Below are 18685 nucleotides of genomic sequence, written 5' to 3'. Positions count from 1 at the left end.
GCTACCACCGCGCCTCTATCTGTTCGGGGCGCTTCCCGGACGCCTCGTCTCGAATCCGCTGTGCGACTTCGATGGCGCGGATGCCGTCCTCGGCGGTGACCACGGGTTCGTCGCCGTTCACCGACGCCTCCACGAACGACTGGAGTTCGCGCTTCAGCGGTTCGCCCGTGTTCACCATCGGGCGTTCGGTGACGCTCTCGTGTCGGTAGCGGATGGTGCCGTCGTCGCGCCTGTACTCGGGGTGCGACTGGCGGTGGATGCGAACCGACTGGTCGATGTAGTCGATGTTGACGAGGCACTCTTCCGCCGTGATTTCGAGCGTTCGAATCTTCCGCTGCGTGATCCGACTCGCCCGGAGCGTGCTGACGAGTCCGTCCTCGAAGGCTATCTGGGCCGTCGCGTACCGTTGGTCCTCCGTTCCGGTGGCGGACAGCGACGCTATCTCCGACCCGGCCATCGCCAACAGCACGTCGATGTCGTGAATCATCAGGTCCATCACGACGTCGTCGCCGCTCTGACGGCCCTCCAACGGCGGGCCGAGGCGGTTCGCCGTGACGGCGACGGGTTCGATGTCCGACAGCAGGTCGAACAACGCCGAGACGGCGGGGTTGAACCGTTCGATGTGTCCCACCTGCAGCACCACGTCCCGTTCGTCGGCGTAGGCGGCGAGTTCTCTGCCCACTTCCACGTCGTCCACGAACGGCTTCTCCACGAGGACGTCCACGCCCGCGTCGATGCAGTCGCGGACTATCGGCGCGTGGTACTTCGTCGGGACGGCGATGGACACCACGTCCGCCCGTTCGAGCAGTTCCACTTGAGAGAGCGCCGACGTGCCGTACTCCTCGGCGACGGACCGCGCCCGTTCCCGGTCGGCGTCCGCCACGCCCACGAGGTCGGTGCTCGCGAGTTCAGAGTACACCTGCACGTGGTTCTGCCCCATCGACCCGACGCCGACGACGCCTGCGGTGACGTCCGGTGCTCTCATCGAACCACCTCCCGAACCGCGCCCGCGACGTCGCGGGCGTCGTCCGACGAGACGCCCGGATGGACGGGCAACGAGAGAACCTCCTCGGCCGCCCGTTCGCTCTCCGGCGCGTCGGCGGTCACGTGCTCGTACGCTTCCTGCCGGTGGAGCGGAACCGGGTAGTAGACGGCGGCGTCCACGTCGCGTTCGGCGAGTTCCGACTTGAGCGCGTCCCGGTCCTCGTAGCGAATCGTGTACTGGTGAAAGACGTGCGTTCGGCCGTCCGGCACCGTCGGAGTCCGGACCGGCGAGTCGGCCAGTTCCTCGGTGAGAGTTTCGGCGTTCTCCCGGCGTCGCTCCGTGTACGTCGGCAGGCGGTCGAGTTGGACGCGCCCGATGGCGGCGGCGATGCTCGTCATCCGGAAGTTGTGGCCCACCTCGGCGTGTTCGTAGCCCTCGGTGCGCCCGTGGTCGACGAACTGGGCGGCGTTCGCGGCGACGTCGGGGTCGTCCGTCGTTATCATGCCGCCCTCGCCGGTCGTCATGTTCTTCGTCGGGTAGAAGGAGAAGCACGCCGCGTCGCCGAAGGTGCCGACGCGTTCGCCGTCCACCGTCGCGCCGTGCGCCTGCGCGGCGTCCTCGACCAGCGAGAAGTCGTACTCGTCTGCGAGTTCCCGGAGTCGCGTCACGTCCGCCGGGAGGCCGTACAGGTGAACCGCGACGACGGCGTCCACCCGTTCGCCGTCGCGGAGGCGTCGCTCCAGTCGGTCGGGGTCGATGTTGTACGTCTCGGGGTCGATATCGACGAACGCCGGTTCCGCGCCGGAGAGCGTGATGGCGTTGGCGGTGGCGATGAACGTGAACGGCGTCGTCACCACTCGGTCGCCGGGACCGACGTCGAGCGCTTCGAGCGCAGCGTGGAGCGCCGTGGTCCCGTTCGCAGTCGCTACCGCGTACTCCGCACCGCAGTACGAGGCGAACTCGTCTTCGAAGGCCCGGACCTCCGGACCGTCGGCGAGCATACCTCCCTCGATGACCTCTGTTACGCGCTCTATCTCGTCTTGCCCGAGTTGCGGGTTGGAGATTGATATCGTCATTACCGGATGTGGTTTTCTTCGTCGAGTGGTTCTGGTAGGGGGCGCTGTTCGGCGGGGACACCGACTGCAAGCGTCTCCGGGGGCACGTCCTCCGTGACGACGGCCCCGGCGGAGACGAACGATCCCTCGCCGACGGTCACGTCGGGGAGAATCGTCGCGTTCGCGCCGACCGAAACGTGGTCTTCCAGCGTCGGCCCGGATAGCTCTACGTCCTGCCGAACGGGGTACGGGTCGTTCGTCAACACCGCGCCGGGGCCGACGAACACGTCGTCGCCTATCGTCGTCTCCGCCGGAACGTAGACGCGCGTCTGGAGACTCACGCCGGAACCGATGGTCGTCCGCCCGTCGACGACGGTGGCCGTGCCCAGCAAGACGTCGTCACCGATGGTCGTCTCCTCGCGGACGAGAACGTTGTGGCCGGTCGTGAATCCGTCACCGATCTCGACGTCCGAGTAGACGATGCTCCCGGAGCGAATCGTCGCCTCGTCGCCGATTACCGGATCCTCTCCCGCTCCCACTCCGAGCGTCACCCCGTCGTGTATGTCTGAATCCCTACCTAATTGATCAGTCATCACTCACTACACTCAGGTCCGGAATTCATGGGTATTTGGCCGTGATTCACACATTTCTAAATTTCATCGAGTCCGCAACATCTCTTGAAGTGATATTGCTCTGACAGACATACAAATCCACACGTCGAATCCGCTTAGTTACCCCGAATGTAATAGGAGCGTCGAGGAACGGCGTCAGAACTCCCAAGATTTGCCGTCGTGGAGCGCGTACCGCGCCGTGTCGGCCGATAAACGGAGAAGTACCTTATTTAAAACGTGAATTTAATACCAACAACGGACCGAACCCGAGCGGCCGACTGACAGGCGTTTCGGGACTCGTAACGTTCTTTTCCCGCGGTCACCCAGTGAATCGGCGTGGAAGTTACTATCCGGTGTTACGGGGGCGTCGCGGAGGCGGTGGGGGAGCGTTCGCTCACCCGCGTCCTCGAACCCTCCTCCACCGTCGGCGACGTGGTAGACGGCCTCGCCGCCGAGTTCGACGACTTCGAACCCCGGGCGTTCTCGGACGAGTTGACCTACCGGGTGAACGGCGGGCGCGCGGACCGCGGGACGTGTCTCAGCGACGGCGACGCCGTCGTCCTCTCGGACGCGCCGCGGGAGAGATGAACGACGTACGACCGGAGAGACACCTTCTTCGTACAACGTGAGTCAAATTTATTCGACAATACGTTTAAACTCTACTTTCTATAAGAAATATTCTAAGTATATGTCAACTAACAAATCTGCGACAGTTCGTGGGTGCGGTGTGGTGCACGACGACCAAAACGAGGACCGAGAATCGAAGCAAAGCGCGGAAACGAACGACAGTCGCCGGCGATTCCTCGCGGGGTCCGCAGGCACGATTGGTGCCCTCACGCTCGGCGGTGCGTTCGGCACCGGATCGGTGCTGGCCACCGACGACGAGAGCGACGAATCGGCGCCGCAAGAGACGATGGACCACGCCTTCGAGGACGACATCGCGATTCTGAACTACGCGCTCACCCTCGAATACTTGGAGGCCGCCTTCTACCGGCGGGCTCTGGAGAACATGGACCAAGACGAGTTGCTGTGCGACTACCTCGATAAACTGCCCGAGTGGGTTCGAGAGCGGATTTACGACGAAATCACCGTCATCCGAGACCACGAGGAGACCCACGTGGAGTACCTCACCGAGGTCATCAACGACTTGGGCGGCGAACCCGTCGAAGAACCCGAGTTCGACTTCGGGTCGGCCGTCGAGGACCCGGCCGAGTTCATCCAGACCGCCGCGGTACTCGAAGACACCGGCGTCGCGGCGTACGCGGGTGCCGCACCGTCCATCGAGGACGAGAGCCTCCTCCCGCCCGCACTGAGCATCCACAGCGTCGAGGCACGTCACGCCTCGTTCGTGCGCGAACTCGGCGGAGAGATAGGGTTCCCCGAGGCGTTCGACGACCCCCTGCCGAAGGACGAAGTCCTCGACGCGGCGAGCCAGTTCATCGTGACGGAGTAAAGCGGGAACGAACGCGACGATAGCGAGTACCGTGACGTCCCCTCGGTCCTCCCTTCCACCCTCACGACGAACCGTCCCCGCAGGTAGCGGGATACCCTAGAAAACCGGGTTCGGTCGAGCGCGAGACCCGGAATCGACCGCGTTCTCGGAATCATCTCACGTATCGTCAGCGCCGCGAACCGCGTTCGAACGCTCGGCCGACGCCCTCGACGGACCGCGTTACTCTTCGTCTTCCTCGTCGTCGCGCATCTCGCCGAGTCGACTCACCAGGTCGTCGGTCGAAACGTCGGACTCGACGCTGACGGATCCGTCGTGGTCGTTCTCGTGGACGCTGACGCCCTCACCGTCGTCATCGTCGTTGTCGGTCGGTTGCTGTTGCTCGGACTCGTCGTAGCTTCCAAAACCCATACGACAACATCGCGGGGCACACAAAAAAGAAGTCCGGTACGGCGGCGACGGCGGGTTCTCAGTCGTCCGCCGGGGTGGGACGGGTGAGAGAGCCCTCCTGCCACGTCCCCCGCCGGTACCACGCGACTGCGATGACCGCGCCGACGGCGTTCGAGACGGCGAAGGCGAGCCAGATACCCGACGAGCCGAACTCCTGAGCGCCGAACCACGCGACGGGGAGGCGGATGAAGCCGAGCATGGTGATGGAGATGGCCGCCGCGGTGAGCGTCTCGCCCGCGCCGCGGAAGCTCCCCGTGTACGAGCGCATGATGCCGATGAAGCCGAACGTCGGCGCGACGTAGCGGAGGAACGACGCGCCCACGTCCACGACTGCCGGGTCGGTGGTGAAGACGGCGATGACCGGCCGCGCGCCGAACCACGCGCCGACGCCGAGCAGACTCAGCACGACGAACATCACCTTCGCCGCGAAGTTCGCACTCTGTTCGGCCCGGTGTTCCTTGCCCGCGCCGATGTTCTGGCCGGTCATCGTCTCGACGCCGCGGGCGACGGCTATCGCGGGGAGGAAGATAACCGAGAACACCCGCGTCCCGATGCCGTACGCGGCGACGACGGTGGGCGGGAACATGGCGACGATGACCAAGAGCAGGTTGATAGAGAGCGCACGTCCCGTCCCCTCGACGGAGGCGGGAGCGCCGATGGCGAACAGCTTCCGCGCGAACGAGAAGTCCGGGCGCATCTGCGGGAGGCGGATCTGGACGCCGCGAGCGCCCCGAAACATGATTGCGAGGCCGACGACGAGCGCCAACGCGCGCGAGAACACCGTGGCGATGGCCGCGCCTTCGATGCCCGAGCCTGTGAAGCCGGTCATCGCCAACAACTGCGACTCGACGCCGCGGAGGCCGAGCATGCCGAACAGCGGGTTGTTCTCGAAGCCGAAGATGAGGAACGGGTCGATGAAGATGTTCAGCACCACCGACCCGAACATCACGAGCATCGGCGTGATGGTGTCGCCGTACCCCCGCATCAGCGAGATGAACACGAGGAAGCCGAACATGAACGGCAACCCGAGCGAGATGACCTCCATGTAGTCCGTCGCGAGGGGGAGCACCGCCTCCGACGCCCCGAGAAGGTCGAGAAACGTCCCGACGGCGAAGAAGCCGGCGACGCCGAGGAACACCGACCCGACGAGCGTGATGCTCACCGTCTGGGAGGCGGCGTACTCCGCTTCGCTCTCCTCGTCCGCGCCGACGTGTTGGGCGACGAGGACGCTCCCGGCGACGGAGAGGCCCATCCCGAGCGAGATGAGCAGGAACACCATCGGGAAGCCGAAGCTGATGGCCGCCAAGGCGTTCGTGCTGTACTGGCCGAGCCAGAACGTGTCCGCGAGGTTGTACGCCGTCTGGAGGAGGTTCGTGATGACGATGGGAAGCGAGAGGTAGAACAGCGGCCACCCGATGCCGCCCTCGGTGAGGTCGAACTCCTCGCGGCCCTTGAACACGCTCCCGAGTCGGTCTCTGAGGCTCATTCGGGGGTCACCACCGTCGTCTCTCCGGCGACGAGACGGTCGTCGATGTGCCGGTGGATGACCGTCGCGCTCCGTTCGAGGGAGTGGCCGGCGGCGACGTGCCGCATCTGGACGCCCTTGAGGTACGTCGCCAGCAGCGACGCCGCCTCGTCGGGGTCCGCGTCGTCGCGGAACGTGCCGTCCTCGACGCCCGCGGCGAGGAGCGAGCGAAGCCGCGAGACGAACGCCTCGTCGAAGCGTTCGAGTCGTTCGCGGTAGTCCTCGTCGTGGGGAGCCTGCGCCTGAATTTCCAGCAGCGCCGTCTGAAAGCCGTCGCTCCGCGGTTCCGGCGGTGCCACCATCGTATCGACGAGCGAGTGGAGACGCTCTGCCGGGTTCTCGCCGTCGGGGTCGGCGATTCGTTCCTCGAACCGGTCGAGGAGGTGTTCGAGAAAGGAGACCAGAAGGTCGTGTTTGCCGTCGAAGTGGTAGTGGAGCGCCGACTTGCTCAGCTCCGACTCGTCCGCGATATCCTGCATCGTCAGCTCCGCGTACCCGCGCTTGCGGAGCGCCCTGTGCGTCGCAATCATGATTTCGTCAACGGCGTCTGTCGTCATTCTCTCTCTGACTGACCGGTTAGTCAGTATTCGTGCTAACTGACCGGCCGGTTACTGAAAAGCCTTGCATCTTCGGACGACCGGTCGCTCTCAGACGAACGGTCTGCCCCTTCGTCAAGCGTTTTGGTGACGGCCCGCACACCGATTCCGCATGGACCTTCGACTCGACGGAAACGCGGCGTTGGTGACGGCATCGAGTAGCGGCCTCGGAAAGGCGGCGGCGCGGGCACTCGCCGCGGAAGGGGCGAACGTCGTGATGAACGGGCGCGACGAGGACAGACTGGACGACGCCGTCGCGGACGTCCGGGCGGACGCCGCCGAGGGCGCGACGGTGGTCGGCCAACCCGGCGACCTGACCGTCCCCGAGGACATCGAGGCGTTGGTGGACCGGACCGTCGAGGAGTTCGGCGGCATCGACCACCTCGTCACCTCCGCGGGCGGGCCGCCCAGCGGACCGTTCCTCGAGACGACGGACGAAGACTGGTACGACGCGTTCGACCTCCTCGTGATGAGCGTCGTCCGCCTCGTCCGCGAGTCGGCGGACCACCTGCGCGCCGACGGCGGCGGTACCATCGTCAACATCACCTCCCGGAGCGTCAAGGAGGCCATCGACGGCCTCGTCCTCTCGAACTCGGTCCGGATGGGCGTCATCGGACTGGAGAAGACGCTCTCGAAGGAACTCGCCCCCGAGGTTCGCGCCAACGCCGTCCTCCCGGGTTCCCACGAGACGCCGCGCATCGAGGAACTCATCGAGCAAGGCGTCGAACGCGGCGACTACGACTCCTACGAGGAGGGACTGGACGACTGGGGCGACGACGTGCCCCTCGGCCACATCGGCGACCCGATGGATCTCGGCCGGACCGTCGCGTTCCTCTCGTCTCCGCTCTCGGAGTACGTAGACGGCGTGGCCGTCCCCATCGACGGCGGGTCGGGCGCTTCGAACCTCTGAGCGGGCGAAAATCGTCGGACGCGACGCGGAAATTCGACGGGGTTACTGCACGCCGCGGACCTTCTCGCCGAACTTCTCTTTGACCTTCTCCAGTTTCGGCGGAATCTGCACCGCGCAGTAGGGCTGGTTCGGGTTCTTCTCGTAGTAGTCCTGGTGGTGCTCCTCGGCCTCGTAGAACGCGTCCAACGGTTCGACTTCGGTGACGATGCCGTCGTAGACGCCTTCGGATTCGAGTTCCTGGATGGTCTCCTCGGCGACGCGCCGTTGGTCGTCGTCGTGGTAGAATATCGCAGAGCGGTACTGCGACCCCACGTCCGGCCCCTGCCGGTTCTCCGTCGTCGGGTCGTGGATGGCGAAGAACACGTCGAGCAGTTCCCGGAAGGAGATTTCGTCGGAGTCGAACTCGACCTGTACGACCTCCGCGTGACCGGTCGTCTCCGAACAGACCTCCTCGTAGGAGGGGTTCTCCACGTGGCCGCCCGCGTACCCCGAGGTGACGGACTCGACGCCTACCAACTCCTTCATCGGGGCTTCGACGCACCAGAAACATCCGCCGGCCAGCGTGGCGGTTCGAGTTTCGCTCATACCCCTAAATTGGTCTCTGAGGCGAAAAGCCCCGCGACACCGGAAGGCGACGGACGGGCGAACGGCGGGCGGCGGCCGTCGCGCGCGGACCACCCGACGGCCGCTTACCACCCCGCGTCGTCCAACGCGTCGAGGAGACGGTCGACGTCCTCTTCGGTGTTGTAGACGTGCAAAGACGCCCGTACCGCGCCCTCCGGGGCCGGAATCGACCGCAGGACGAACCCGCGCTCCTTCAGGGCCTCGACCGTTCGCTCGGGGTCCTCGACGGTGAACGAGACGAGTCCCGACTCGGGCGACGCCGGACTGACGAGGCGGTCGTCGGGGACGCCCTCGGCGAGGCGCGCGGCCAGTTCGTCGATTCGGCGTTCGACGGCGTCCAGTCCCACGTCCTCCATCGTCCGAATCGCCTCTCGAAGCGCCGCGTACGGGGCGAGGTTCGTCGTCCCGACTTCGAACCGGGGCGCACCCCGCTTGAACTCGTACGACTCCGCGGTCGGCGTCTCGACGCTCCGATAACCGACCGCGCCGGGGTGGAGTTCGTTCGCCACCGACTCCTCGACGTAGAGGAAGCCCGCGCCCCACGTCCCGAGAAGCCACTTGTGCCCGGCGGCGGCGACGGCGTCCGCGCCCCAGTCGGTCACGTCGAACCGGGCGTGGCCGGGAACCTGCACGGCGTCCACGAGGACGAACGCCCCCGACTCGTGGGCGATGTCGACCAACTCCGAGACGGGGAGGTGGGTGCCGTAGTTCCACGTGAGGGCGCTGAGACAGACGAGTTTCGCGTCGCGAACCGCTTCGGCGTACGCCTCGCGGTCGATTCGGCCGCCCTCGCTCTCGACGACGCGCGCGTCGACGCCCTCGCGTTCGAGGGCCGCCCACGGCAGGACTCCCGCCGGATGTTCGAGGTCGGTTCTGACCACCGTATCACCCGGCTCCCACTCGATCGCGGAGGCGATGCTGGTGATGCCGTCGGCGGTGCTCTGCGTCAGCGCGATTTCCGAGTCGCCCGCGCCGAGAAAATCCGCGACGACGCCCCGAACCTCCTCGTACGTCTCGGACGCCAGCGGGTACGGTCCCTCCTCGGCGTGGGAGTCGAACTCGTGTCGCCGGAGCATCGACTCCGCCGCTTCGACGACGGGTTTCGGACTCGGTCCGCTGGCACCGGCGTTCATGTACCGAACCCGGTCGAGCGTCGGAATCTGCGCGCGCAGGTCGGCGGGCGAGGTCATGGCCGCCCGTTCGTCGCCCTCGGTTATAGGTCCCCGCGCGGACCGGTACTCCGTCACCGGCGGGGGCGTGAATCGCCTCGAACGCCGACGTACGCCGAAACCGTAGCGTATTTCATGTCTATGAAACGACCATTGTTCCGTGCCGTCTCTCGCGCCCTCGCTGTTCGGCGGCGGGTTACTCGTCCTCGCGGCCGTCGTCGTCGCGTTCAGTCTGCGCCACGCGACGCGCGGGATTCGCCTCGCCACCGCCGACTCGCTCACCTCGGCGTCCGAACCCGGCGACTTCGTCCGCGCGTCCGGGGCGGTAGTCACGACGGACGAACGACTGACCGCCCCGTTCACCAAGACGGACTGCGTCGCAGTCCGCTTCGACGTAGAGGAGCGACGGGTCGGGGCGTACTACCTCCCGCGGTGGGAGCGAATCGGCGGCGGACGGGCGAACACCGGATTCGAGGTTCGCGGCGACGGACGGCGCGTCACCGTCGGCGACGACCCCTCGACCGTCAGCCTCGACCGGTCCTCGTCGGTCACGGTGGAACGCGGCGAGGACCCGCCCGCGGGTGTCCGAGACTACCTCCAGACGTCGGAGCAGGTGGCGGCGAACGCGGCTGCGACGCCGCCGAAACCGCTGGACGGCCTGTTCTCGTTCGGGGACCGTCGCTACCGGGAGCGTCGGTTGGACCCCGGCGACGACGCGACGGTCTTCGGGCGCGTCGCCGAGGCGACCGACCCCGACCGGCACCTCGACCCGGTGGTCGTCTCGGACGCCTCGCCCCGCAGGACGGCGTTTCGGGTCGCGCGCCAGTCCACCACGGGCCTCGCCATCGGCGTCTGCTCGGGCCTCGTCGGCCTGTTAGTTCTTCTCGTCTGAGTCGATTCGGCGGCGACCGACCGGAGAACCGGCGGTGAGCGTCGCCACTCGAAATCGTTGGTCCATGAAATTAGGGGCGGGCGGCGGACACGTTCGCACTAAGTACCCCTACCCGTGCGCCCGACGTCCGACGCCCGAAACCGTAGGAGAATGGTACGTGAGGTTGAATAAAAGTCTTGTGTCGTTGTCCGCCGTTCGTCAGACGCTCGGCGGTAGATACGCGGTAATCGTTGTCGTGGAACGCGGGGTAATCGGCGTCAGATGGGGTAGGGTAGATCGGGGGAGGGTGGGTCGCGTCGGACGGAGTGGAGAGAGTGCGCGGACGAATCGGAGTCGCGTACGGACGGATCGGGTCGGACTCCCGGAACCCCTCGTATCCTCCGCTGCCCCACCGTTTAGGGGAACACGGTTCGTCGGAGGAGTCATGACGCTTCGCAACGAGAGCGACACCTTCGACATCGGCGGCGAACTGACCGTCCACCGCCTCGGCTTCGGCGCGATGCGACTCACCGGCGAGAACATCATCGGCAGGCCGGACGACGAGGAGGAGGCGAAGCGTGTCCTCCAGACGGCGGTGAACCTCGGCGTCGACTTCATCGACACCGCCGACTCCTACGGGCCGGGCGTGAGCGAACGACTCATCCGGGAATCGCTCGCGCCGTACCCGGACGACCTCGTGGTGGCGACGAAGGGCGGCCTGCTTCGGAACCGCGACGGCGATTGGCTCGCCCGCGGCGACCCGGACTACCTCCGCAACGCGCACCTCGCCAGTCAGGACCGACTCGGCGTTGACGCCATCGACCTCTATCAGTTCCACCGCCCGGACCCCGACGTCGACTTCGAGGAGTCCGTGACGGCGCTGGCGGAACTGAAAGACGAGGGCGTGATACGGCACGTCGGCCTGAGCAACGTCTCCGTCGAGCAGTTGGAGACGGCGCGCGACATCGTCGAGATCGCTACCGTCCAGAACCGCTACAACATCGCCGACCGGGAGTCGCAGGACGTCCTCGACGCCTGCGAGGACTACGACATCGGCTTCATCCCGTGGGCCCCCATCAGCGCGACCGACTTCGAGGACAAAGAGTCGGCGCTGGTGGAGGTTGCGAGCGAACACGACGAGAACGAGTACCAGATAGCGCTGGCGTGGTTGCTGGAGCAGTCGCCGGTGATGCTTCCGATTCCGGGCACGTCGAGCGTCGAACACCTCAAGCAGAACGTCGCCGCGACGCGGGTCGACCTGCGCGAAGACGAGATGGCGCGCCTGAACGAGTGACCGCCGAAGCGACGGACGCGGCGTCTCCGCCGTCGCGGGACTGACGACGAACGCGGGAACCCAAGCGGGACGGTCCCCCGTCCGTTCGTCCGCGCGTCTTTTCGGACTACTCGCTACGGATAGTAGAACGGAGAGACGCGTCTATCGGATGAGAGACGCGTCTGAATGAGTGGGATTGCCCGCCCGTAATCGACGGGCAGGGGTTCGGTCCGAGGTGGGGGACCTCGGGTCGATGGCAGGGAGGCGACGACCCACCGAGGGAGCGCAGCCTTCCACAGCGAGGCGCCGGGACACGGATGGGGGAGTCGTGTGGCCGGTGCCCGCGTTCGCCGTCGGCGCGACCGACGAGGGTGAACGGCGCGATGGGGGGCGCGCCGAACGAATCGGTGGGGTGCTGGGGTGGGATGTGACGGGATTCTACCGTCGTTCGCGCCGCGCGGTGGCGGTGAATTTGGCTCGCTCGGATGCGATGACTGACATTCGCGTGCTGGGGATGGGACGAGGCTCCCGCCGAACGCGGGCACCACTGCGGGCCTGCGTGCTGGGGAGTTCCTCTCCGGTGGGTCTGCTCGTCGTCTCGATGGCGTCCGACAGGGTCGTCGAGGCAGCCTGCGTGATCGTCGCGTACGGGCGCGTGCCCACACCATCGGAAGCCGCGCCGTCCCCGAAGGGACCGGACGCGGAGCCTACGAACGGTGTTCGTCGCAGTGCCATCGATTAGTAGCAAGAACGCTAGACGTATAATGCCGAACAGCCGTTGCAGTTTGTTGCACCGTTTCACTACTGTTTCACGTTCTGACCGGTAGTTAATCGGTCATGAACTCCAGAACCGGCTCAGAACGCCTCTTCTGACGCCGAAGAACGCGGTCGGTGTCGGATCCGAGAGAAGTAGGGATAGCATACACTGAGTTTAACTAACTAGTTATGACCCCATACATTCTTCATAAAATGAAGGAATTATGCTCACGTTATTGTGAGATGCCCCCTAAAGCCAGTAAGTTTTTGAATCATTCACACCGTGAATACTCACGACAGGGACGACACCCACATGACCCACACCATTCTCCGCTTCGTGTTCGCGTGTGCGGTCCTCATAGCCGGGATTACCGGTGCCTTCGTCGGGCCTGCGGCGGGCGCGGCGGCGGAGGGGACAGTAACGGTCACCAACGGGACCGTGGCGACGGCCGACGGAACGGCGTACGTCTGGCGCACGTCCGCGACCGACGTACGCGTCGAGACGACGAACCCGATTCCGTCGTCGTCGTCGATATGCATCGCACCGACCGGACAGAACACGACCGCCGTGAAGTGCGTTCCCGGCGACGGGACGGACAACGTCACGCTCAGCGTCCAGTCGTGGTCCACGGACGCCTCGGGAACGTACACGGTCTACGAGAAGACCGAAAACGGCCGGAACGTCATCGAACGCGAGGCGATACACGTGATGTCGCAGTCCGGCGACATCGACAACGACGGCCTCTCGAACGCCGACGAAGTGAGCGGCGACACTCAGTTCCGAACCGCCGACACGGACGGCGACGGTCTCAACGACGGCAAGGAGGTCAACACCCACGGAACCTCCCCCACCGAGTCCGACACGGACGGCGACGGCCTCTCGGACTCCATGGAGGTCAACACCTACGATACGAATCCGACGAAACCGGACACGGACGGTGACGGTATCAACGACGGCAAGGAGGTCAACCAACACGAGACCGACCCGACGAAAGCCGACACCGACGGCGACGGGTTAGACGACACCCCGGAACTGCAGACCTACGGGACGAACCCGAACAAGCCCGACACCGACGGTGACGGCCTCGAAGACGGCGCGGAGATAAACCAGTACGAGACGGACCCGAACGACCCCGACTCGGACAAGGACGGCCTCGACGACGCCTCGGAGGTCAAGGAACACCAGACGAACCCGAACAAGGCCGACACGGACAAGGACGGCCTCGACGACGCCTCGGAGGTCAACGTCCACGGAACCGATCCGAACGACCCCGACACGGACGACGACGGGCGGGACGACCAACTCGAAGTCGAGGAGGGAACCGACCCGGTCGAGTCCTCGCGCGCGGCTAACATCCCCGACGAAGCGATCGCGGGCGCGGGCGTCGTCCTCGCCGCAATCGCCATCGGCGGGTACTACTGGCGTCGGCGCGGCGGTGCTACCCTCCCCGAGGACGACGGCGACGACGACGACCGGCACGCGGACGTCACCGCGACGCCGCCCGTCGAGGAAGACCCCGACGTCGAGAACGCGGGATGGATGGAGACGCCCGCAAAGCGAACGTTCGGCGCGGACGCGGGCGGCGAAACCGGCGACGGCGAGTCGAGAGTCCCGCGACCCCTCACCCGAGAGGACGAGGTAGTGATGCTCCTCGAAGAGGCCGGCGGACAGATGGAGCAGAGCGAAATCGTCGAACACACCGACTGGTCGAAGGCGACGGTGAGTCGCGTTCTCTCGTCGATGGCCGACGACGACAGAATAACCAAGATATCGCTCGGCCGGCGGAACCTCATCACCCTCCCGGGCGAGGAACCGGAGGGCGCGAAGTCCCCGTTCGAACGCGAAGCGTAACCGCCCCGTAGACGCCCTGCGGCCCCACAATTTTACAAATTTTAAAATTTCTGCCGGTAGCTGAGCGTCGAACGTCACCGCCAAACGTCGCGGGCGGACGGCGGCGACACGGCGCGAGGCGAGGCGGGGCGGAGCGGTATCGTGAGGGGGATGGGAGGGGGAGCGCGAGGGGGAGGGAAGGGGGAGAGTCCAATCGCGCCTCCTCGCGAAATGTAATTCAAAGAGAGATTAACGAATGGAAAAGTATACAAATGGAATACCATACACACTGGACGCTGGTCGAACGCGCCATGGGCAGGGCCGTTTACGAGAACACCAGCACCGGCACCGAGCGGGTGGGAGTTAGGGGGCTCACCTCCGGTGCCACGCCCGCCGCGTTCGGCGCGGCGGCGCCCTACCCGGCGGCGGAATCGGTTCCGACGCCACGCGGGTGACGCGGTCCGACCGCGACCCACCCGTTCTCTTTCGTGTCACTCCGAGAGCGTCGGCTACGTGTTCGCGCCGAATCTGTTTTGGTTCTGATACGTATAGGTAGAACGCAGCCACAAACTGTTTAGACTGATAGTCATCAGAGGCTGATAGTGTTCGAAAGTGGGCAGACCGGGCAACTATCTGACGAGTTCAGGGACGGCTCGTCGGAGTCGAGAACCGCGGGGAACGCGTGAACCGGGAGGGACGCGGTTGGATAGCCATCACGTTGGTTACACTTGTCGTGCTGGCGGGTGTCGCCGCTCCGGTTCTCGGAGCCGGTGATGGCAGATATCGGATAAGCGGCGCGGATGGGCGCGCCGTCGAGGGGTCGGCGGAGGTCACCGCGACGCAGACGCCGGAGTCGACGGCGTCGGCGACACCGACCGACTCGGCGACGCCGACAGCGACTGCTGACGATTCGACCGACGGGGACGCGGACGGGGCGGCGGAACGCAGGCCGGGGGCGAAGATAGACTCGTCGCTCGGAACCGCCGGCGGGACGGCGCAGTCCGGCAGTGACGGGGGCGGTGTCGCCGTCGCCGCGGCGTCGAGCGACGACGCCGAGACGGTGGAGGTGGTCGTCGAACTCGACCCGAACGCGACCCGAACCGGGCGCGACGCCGTGCGCCGCGTTCTCGGTTCCGAGGCCGTGCGCGGTGGCCACGGCCGGTACGTCGAGGCGACGGCGACGGAAGCGCAGATTCGCGCCCTCGCGAACGAGTCGAGCGTCTCGTACCTCCGCGCGCCCGCCCGCCCCGTCTCCTTTGCGGGGTCCGACGGGACGACGGAGGCCGTCGAGACGATGAACGTGAGCGAACTTCACGAGGCGGGGTACACCGGCGAGAACGTGACCGTCGCCATCATCGACGTTCAGCAGTTCGACTTGGACCACCCGGCGTACGCCGACCGAATCGCGGCGACGAAGGACTTCACGAACAAGGGTATCGGCGGAAGCGGGGGTCACGGGACGGCGACGGCGGAACTCGTCGGGGAGACGGCCCCGAACGCATCGGTCGTCTTAGTCCGCGTCAACCGCCTCTGGCAGTTCTACGAGGCCGTCGAGTGGTTGGAGGCGAACACCTCGACGGACGTGGTGTCGATGTCGCTCGGATGGTACAACGCCGGCGCGTTGGACGGCACCTCGGAGATGGGCGACGCGATAGACCGGAGCGTCGAAAACGGGACGGTGTGGACCGTCTCCGCGGGGAACTCCGCGAACGGGGACCACTGGAACGGGACGTGGAACGACCCGGACGGCGACGGCCGGTTGAACGTCTCCGGGTCGCGCGAGTACTTCACGCTCGACGCGCGGGCGACGAACGGCGACGTCCCCCTCGGAATCTACACCTCGTGGAACGATTGGCCCGGCACCGACCAAGACTACAAAATCTGCCTGTACGAGACGTCCGACGTCGAGGGGACGACGCCGTACAAGTGCGCAGACGGTCCGCAGGACGGGAGTCAGCGCCCGACGGAGACCATCGGGGGCACGTGGGGCGGCGTCGATTCCGACGGCGACGGCCGGGAGAAACTGTACCTGACCGTCGAGAACGTGAGCGCGACCGAACGGGCCGACTTCGACATCTTCCTCGGCAACTACCTCACGTTCAGCGAGTCGGCGACGAAAACGCGGAGCCTCACCCTCCCCGCGACGGAACCGAACCTGCTGTCGGTCGGCGCTGTGGACGTGACGACCGGGAAACTGGAGGGCTACTCCTCGCGCGGGCCGACCATCGACGGGCGGCGGAAACCGGACCTCGTCGCCCCGGACAACGTCACCTCGAGCGCCTACCACCCGACGTTCCGGGGAACGTCCGCCGCGGCCCCGCACGTCGCGGGCGTCCTCGCGACGCTCATCGACGCGAACTCGCGCATCTCGCCCGCGGACCAGCAGATTCGACTGCGAGAGAGCGCGCGCCTCGTCGGGTCCGAACCGAACAACGACACGGGGTACGGGGCCGTGGACGCGACGCGCGCCGTCGCCGGACTGGGGTCGTACGACCTGCCGCCGGACGGCCGCCTCGCGTGGAACGGCACCTACCGACTCGACACCGGTGGCGGCCCCGCGCCGGACGCCCTCGTCGTCTCCGCGCCGAACGCGACGCTCGACGGCGAAGGCCGAGCGTTCGACGCCGGGCGCGCGGACGGAACCGCGCTCTCGGCCACCGACGACGCGAGGACGCTGGCGGTGCGGAACCTGACGATTCGGGACGGGACGGACGGCCTCGACGTGTCGAACGCGACGGTCCTCGCGGTGCGGAACGTCTCCGTGGAGGCGACGACGGCGATGACCGCGACGAACGTCTCGAACGTCACCGTCGCCGACAGCGCACTCGGAGGGACGGCGACGCTGACGAACGCCACCGTCGTCCGCCTGTCGAACGCCTCCGTGGACGGCGATGCGACGGTTCGCTCGGCGACGACGGTGAACGCGACGGGCGTGAGAATCGGCGCGAACGCGTCGCTGGTCGGTCGCACCGGCGTCGCCGTACGAGACGCCGCCATCGGCGGCGAGACGACGCTGGACGCGCCAGAGGGCAACGTCACCGTCGTCGACGGCACCGCGGCGGGGGACGTGACGCTTGCCGCCCGGAACGGGACGGCGAGCGTCGCGAACCTCTCGGCCGCCGGGATGCCGTCGGTGAACGCCTCCGGGCGGAATCTGACGCTCGCGCTCGGCGACGCCTCGGGCGCGCCGAATTCGAGCCTCGCTCGACTCTCGGCCGCCGCAACGACGACCTACCGGACGAACGACTCCGCGAACCTCACCCTGCGCTACGACGACGAGTACGTGAACGAGTCCGTCGTCGGCGTGTGGGTCCGGCCGTCGGGCGAGTGGACGGAGGCGAACGCCTCCCTCGATACGGAGGCGAACGTCGCGACCCTCGAATCGACCGAGAACGCGACGTACGCCGTGTTCGGACGCGGCCTCCCGGCGGTGTCCGCGCCGGACGGCGTGGCCGTCGAGTCCGAAGTCGAGTCCGAGACGACGGCGCACGTGGACGTCGAGAACGTCGGCAAGGCCAACTTCACCGTCCTCGACTCGGACGTCGAGGGGCCGGACGCCGACCAGTACTCCCTCGCCGCCAACGGCACGGGGAACGTCACGCCGGGCGGGGCCGCGACGGTGTCCGTCTCGTTCGCGCCGAACCGAACCGGGACGGCGAACGCGACGCTGTTCGTCTCGACGGACGAGTTCGGCGTGCTCGAAGTCCGGCTGAACGGGACGGCGACCGAGAAAGTGACGCCCACACCGACGCCGACGCCCACGCCGACTCCGACTCCGACGCCGACGGAGGAACCGGACGACGGCGGCAGTAGCGGCGGCGGTGGCGGCGCACCTGCACCCGCGCCGACGCCGGAACCGACGCCCACGCCGACTCCGACGCCCACCGTCACGCCGACTGCGACGCCCACGCCGACTGCGACGCCCACGCCGACTCCGACGCCGAGGCAGACGCCCGTCGCGAACCCGACGATAACGCCCGTTCCGGAGCGAACTGACGCCGCGAACGGGACGCGGACGGACGGTCCGACGGAGCGACCGACCACCGCCGCAACCGAGGCGGCGGGCGGCGAGTCGGGCGACGAGAGAACGGACACGAAAGCGCCGGGATTCACGCCGCTTACGGGTGCGGTGGCGTTGGTACTCGCGACGCTCGCACTCGTCCGCCGGCGCGGGTGACTACTCGGCGACCGAGGAGTTCGCGTCGAGCGTCGCCGGGGAAGCGCCGTTGACGCCGGCGAACTGCGAGAGGGGCGCGTCGACGACGATGGCGTCCTCGATGGAGCGGAGCGATTCGAAGGGCACGCGGACGCCCTTCCGTCCCGCGTCGAGGTGCGGGAACCGCTCCGTGTCCACGTCTTCGACGAGTATCTCGGTGACGCGGTTCGCGTCGAAATCGAGGACGAAATCGACCGCGATGCCGAGTTGGTACCCCTCGGATCCGTACACCGGCTTTCCTTCGATGGCTGGGAGAGGGGTAACGTCGTTCGAACTGTCGTAGGGGGCAGGGCCGAAAGGCATACCTGTCATTCTGACCCCCGGAAGACAATAAAACGTCGGCCATTCGAGGGGAACGTTCAA

16 protein-coding genes are annotated in these 18685 nt (G+C 66.6%); 7 read left to right on the top strand and 9 right to left on the bottom strand.

Annotated elements, in window-relative coordinates; genetic code table 11:
- Nucleotide 1 precedes the first annotated feature (1 nt).
- Genes BLS11_RS17905 through BLS11_RS17895 form a run of 3 tightly spaced genes read right to left on the bottom strand, consistent with a single transcriptional unit; the run spans nucleotide 2 to nucleotide 2633 of the window.
- Nucleotides 2–985, bottom strand: coding sequence for a Gfo/Idh/MocA family protein (locus BLS11_RS17905; protein ID WP_092539172.1), 984 nt, complete (start codon nucleotides 983–985; stop codon nucleotides 2–4).
- On the bottom strand, nucleotides 982–2061 hold the full coding sequence (locus BLS11_RS17900) for a DegT/DnrJ/EryC1/StrS family aminotransferase (RefSeq protein ID WP_092539171.1): 1080 nt from the start codon (nucleotides 2059–2061) through the stop codon (nucleotides 982–984). The genes BLS11_RS17905 and BLS11_RS17900 overlap by 4 nt, the downstream gene beginning before the upstream one ends.
- The gene (locus BLS11_RS17895; protein ID WP_092539170.1) at nucleotides 2061–2633 is read right to left on the bottom strand and encodes an acyltransferase; all 573 of its coding nucleotides are present in this window, start codon (nucleotides 2631–2633) and stop codon (nucleotides 2061–2063) included. Before BLS11_RS17895 ends, BLS11_RS17900 begins: the two co-directional genes overlap by 1 nt.
- A gap of 354 nt (nucleotides 2634–2987) precedes the next feature.
- On the opposite strand from BLS11_RS17895, the gene BLS11_RS17890 reads away from it, so the two are divergent.
- The gene (locus BLS11_RS17890) at nucleotides 2988–3239 is read left to right on the top strand and encodes a MoaD/ThiS family protein (RefSeq protein WP_092539169.1); all 252 of its coding nucleotides are present in this window, start codon (nucleotides 2988–2990) and stop codon (nucleotides 3237–3239) included.
- Nucleotides 3240–3381: 142 nt separating this feature from the next.
- Nucleotides 3382–4104, top strand: a complete 723-nt coding sequence (locus BLS11_RS17885) for a ferritin-like domain-containing protein (RefSeq protein WP_394327408.1) — start codon at nucleotides 3382–3384, stop codon at nucleotides 4102–4104.
- Between the two features lie 219 nt (nucleotides 4105–4323).
- On the opposite strand, the gene BLS11_RS17880 is transcribed toward BLS11_RS17885, so the two are convergent.
- Genes BLS11_RS17880 through BLS11_RS17870 form a run of 3 tightly spaced genes read right to left on the bottom strand, consistent with a single transcriptional unit; the run spans nucleotide 4324 to nucleotide 6633 of the window.
- Entirely contained in the window at nucleotides 4324–4512 is a 189-nt protein-coding gene (locus BLS11_RS17880; protein WP_092539167.1) for a DUF5786 family protein, read from the bottom strand.
- A 58-nt stretch (nucleotides 4513–4570) separates the two neighbouring features.
- On the bottom strand, nucleotides 4571–6037 hold the full coding sequence (locus tag BLS11_RS17875; protein WP_092539166.1) for an MATE family efflux transporter: 1467 nt from the start codon (nucleotides 6035–6037) through the stop codon (nucleotides 4571–4573).
- Nucleotides 6034–6633: a TetR/AcrR family transcriptional regulator gene (locus tag BLS11_RS17870; protein WP_092539165.1), complete on the bottom strand. Its 600-nt coding sequence runs from the start codon at nucleotides 6631–6633 to the stop codon at nucleotides 6034–6036. Before BLS11_RS17870 ends, BLS11_RS17875 begins: the two co-directional genes overlap by 4 nt.
- Before the next feature lie 151 nt (nucleotides 6634–6784).
- On the opposite strand from BLS11_RS17870, the gene BLS11_RS17865 reads away from it, so the two are divergent.
- The gene (locus tag BLS11_RS17865; protein ID WP_092539164.1) at nucleotides 6785–7582 is read left to right on the top strand and encodes an SDR family oxidoreductase; all 798 of its coding nucleotides are present in this window, start codon (nucleotides 6785–6787) and stop codon (nucleotides 7580–7582) included.
- A 42-nt stretch (nucleotides 7583–7624) separates the two neighbouring features.
- Here BLS11_RS17865 and msrA read toward each other — a convergent pair whose 3' ends face one another.
- Both msrA and BLS11_RS17855 read right to left on the bottom strand, forming a co-directional pair.
- Nucleotides 7625–8167: a peptide-methionine (S)-S-oxide reductase MsrA gene (gene msrA, locus BLS11_RS17860; RefSeq protein ID WP_092539163.1), complete on the bottom strand. Its 543-nt coding sequence runs from the start codon at nucleotides 8165–8167 to the stop codon at nucleotides 7625–7627.
- Nucleotides 8168–8271: 104 nt separating this feature from the next.
- Nucleotides 8272–9396: an aminotransferase class V-fold PLP-dependent enzyme gene (locus BLS11_RS17855; RefSeq protein WP_092539268.1), complete on the bottom strand. Its 1125-nt coding sequence runs from the start codon at nucleotides 9394–9396 to the stop codon at nucleotides 8272–8274.
- 139 nt (nucleotides 9397–9535) lie between these two features.
- Here BLS11_RS17855 and BLS11_RS17850 point away from each other — a divergent pair, with 139 nt between their 5' ends.
- The 4 genes from BLS11_RS17850 (at nucleotide 9536) to BLS11_RS19900 (ending at nucleotide 18283) form a co-directional block, all read left to right on the top strand.
- Nucleotides 9536–10267 (top strand): hypothetical protein, encoded by a 732-nt coding sequence (locus BLS11_RS17850; RefSeq protein ID WP_092539162.1) that lies wholly within the window; start codon nucleotides 9536–9538, stop codon nucleotides 10265–10267.
- A gap of 424 nt (nucleotides 10268–10691) precedes the next feature.
- Nucleotides 10692–11540, top strand: coding sequence for an aldo/keto reductase (locus tag BLS11_RS17845; RefSeq protein ID WP_092539161.1), 849 nt, complete (start codon nucleotides 10692–10694; stop codon nucleotides 11538–11540).
- Nucleotides 11541–12588: 1048 nt separating this feature from the next.
- Nucleotides 12589–14127, top strand: coding sequence for a helix-turn-helix transcriptional regulator (locus BLS11_RS17840; RefSeq protein WP_092539160.1), 1539 nt, complete (start codon nucleotides 12589–12591; stop codon nucleotides 14125–14127).
- Nucleotides 14128–14824: 697 nt separating this feature from the next.
- The gene (locus tag BLS11_RS19900) at nucleotides 14825–18283 is read left to right on the top strand and encodes a S8 family serine peptidase (protein ID WP_139172823.1); all 3459 of its coding nucleotides are present in this window, start codon (nucleotides 14825–14827) and stop codon (nucleotides 18281–18283) included.
- Here the strand turns inward: BLS11_RS19900 and BLS11_RS17825 are convergent, their stop codons facing one another.
- Nucleotides 18284–18625 (bottom strand): PRC-barrel domain-containing protein, encoded by a 342-nt coding sequence (locus BLS11_RS17825; protein WP_175454497.1) that lies wholly within the window; start codon nucleotides 18623–18625, stop codon nucleotides 18284–18286.
- Between the last annotated feature and the right edge of the window lie 60 nt (nucleotides 18626–18685).

This window comes from Halopelagius longus, assembly GCF_900100875.1.
Classification (GTDB): Archaea; Halobacteriota; Halobacteria; order Halobacteriales; family Haloferacaceae; genus Halopelagius; species Halopelagius longus.
This window is presented reverse-complemented; position numbering and strand designations above follow the sequence as displayed.

Excerpts from the sequence above, each read along its gene's own strand:
- BLS11_RS17880 (WP_092539167.1), bottom strand. The coding sequence starts at position 4,512 with ATGGGTTTTGGAAGCTACGACGAGTCCGAGCAACAGCAACCGACCGAC.
- BLS11_RS17895 (WP_092539170.1), bottom strand. The coding sequence starts at position 2,633 with ATGACTGATCAATTAGGTAGGGATTCAGACATACACGACGGGGTGACG.
- BLS11_RS17845 (WP_092539161.1), top strand. The coding sequence starts at position 10,692 with ATGACGCTTCGCAACGAGAGCGACACCTTCGACATCGGCGGCGAACTG.
- BLS11_RS17855 (WP_092539268.1), bottom strand. The coding sequence starts at position 9,396 with ATGACCTCGCCCGCCGACCTGCGCGCGCAGATTCCGACGCTCGACCGG.
- BLS11_RS17865 (WP_092539164.1), top strand. The coding sequence starts at position 6,785 with ATGGACCTTCGACTCGACGGAAACGCGGCGTTGGTGACGGCATCGAGT.
- BLS11_RS17870 (WP_092539165.1), bottom strand. The coding sequence starts at position 6,633 with ATGACGACAGACGCCGTTGACGAAATCATGATTGCGACGCACAGGGCG.
- BLS11_RS17840 (WP_092539160.1), top strand. The coding sequence starts at position 12,589 with ATGACCCACACCATTCTCCGCTTCGTGTTCGCGTGTGCGGTCCTCATA.
- BLS11_RS17825 (WP_175454497.1), bottom strand. The coding sequence starts at position 18,625 with ATGCCTTTCGGCCCTGCCCCCTACGACAGTTCGAACGACGTTACCCCT.
- BLS11_RS17900 (WP_092539171.1), bottom strand. The coding sequence starts at position 2,061 with ATGACGATATCAATCTCCAACCCGCAACTCGGGCAAGACGAGATAGAG.
- BLS11_RS17875 (WP_092539166.1), bottom strand. The coding sequence starts at position 6,037 with ATGAGCCTCAGAGACCGACTCGGGAGCGTGTTCAAGGGCCGCGAGGAG.
- msrA (WP_092539163.1), bottom strand. The coding sequence starts at position 8,167 with ATGAGCGAAACTCGAACCGCCACGCTGGCCGGCGGATGTTTCTGGTGC.
- BLS11_RS17905 (WP_092539172.1), bottom strand. The coding sequence starts at position 985 with ATGAGAGCACCGGACGTCACCGCAGGCGTCGTCGGCGTCGGGTCGATG.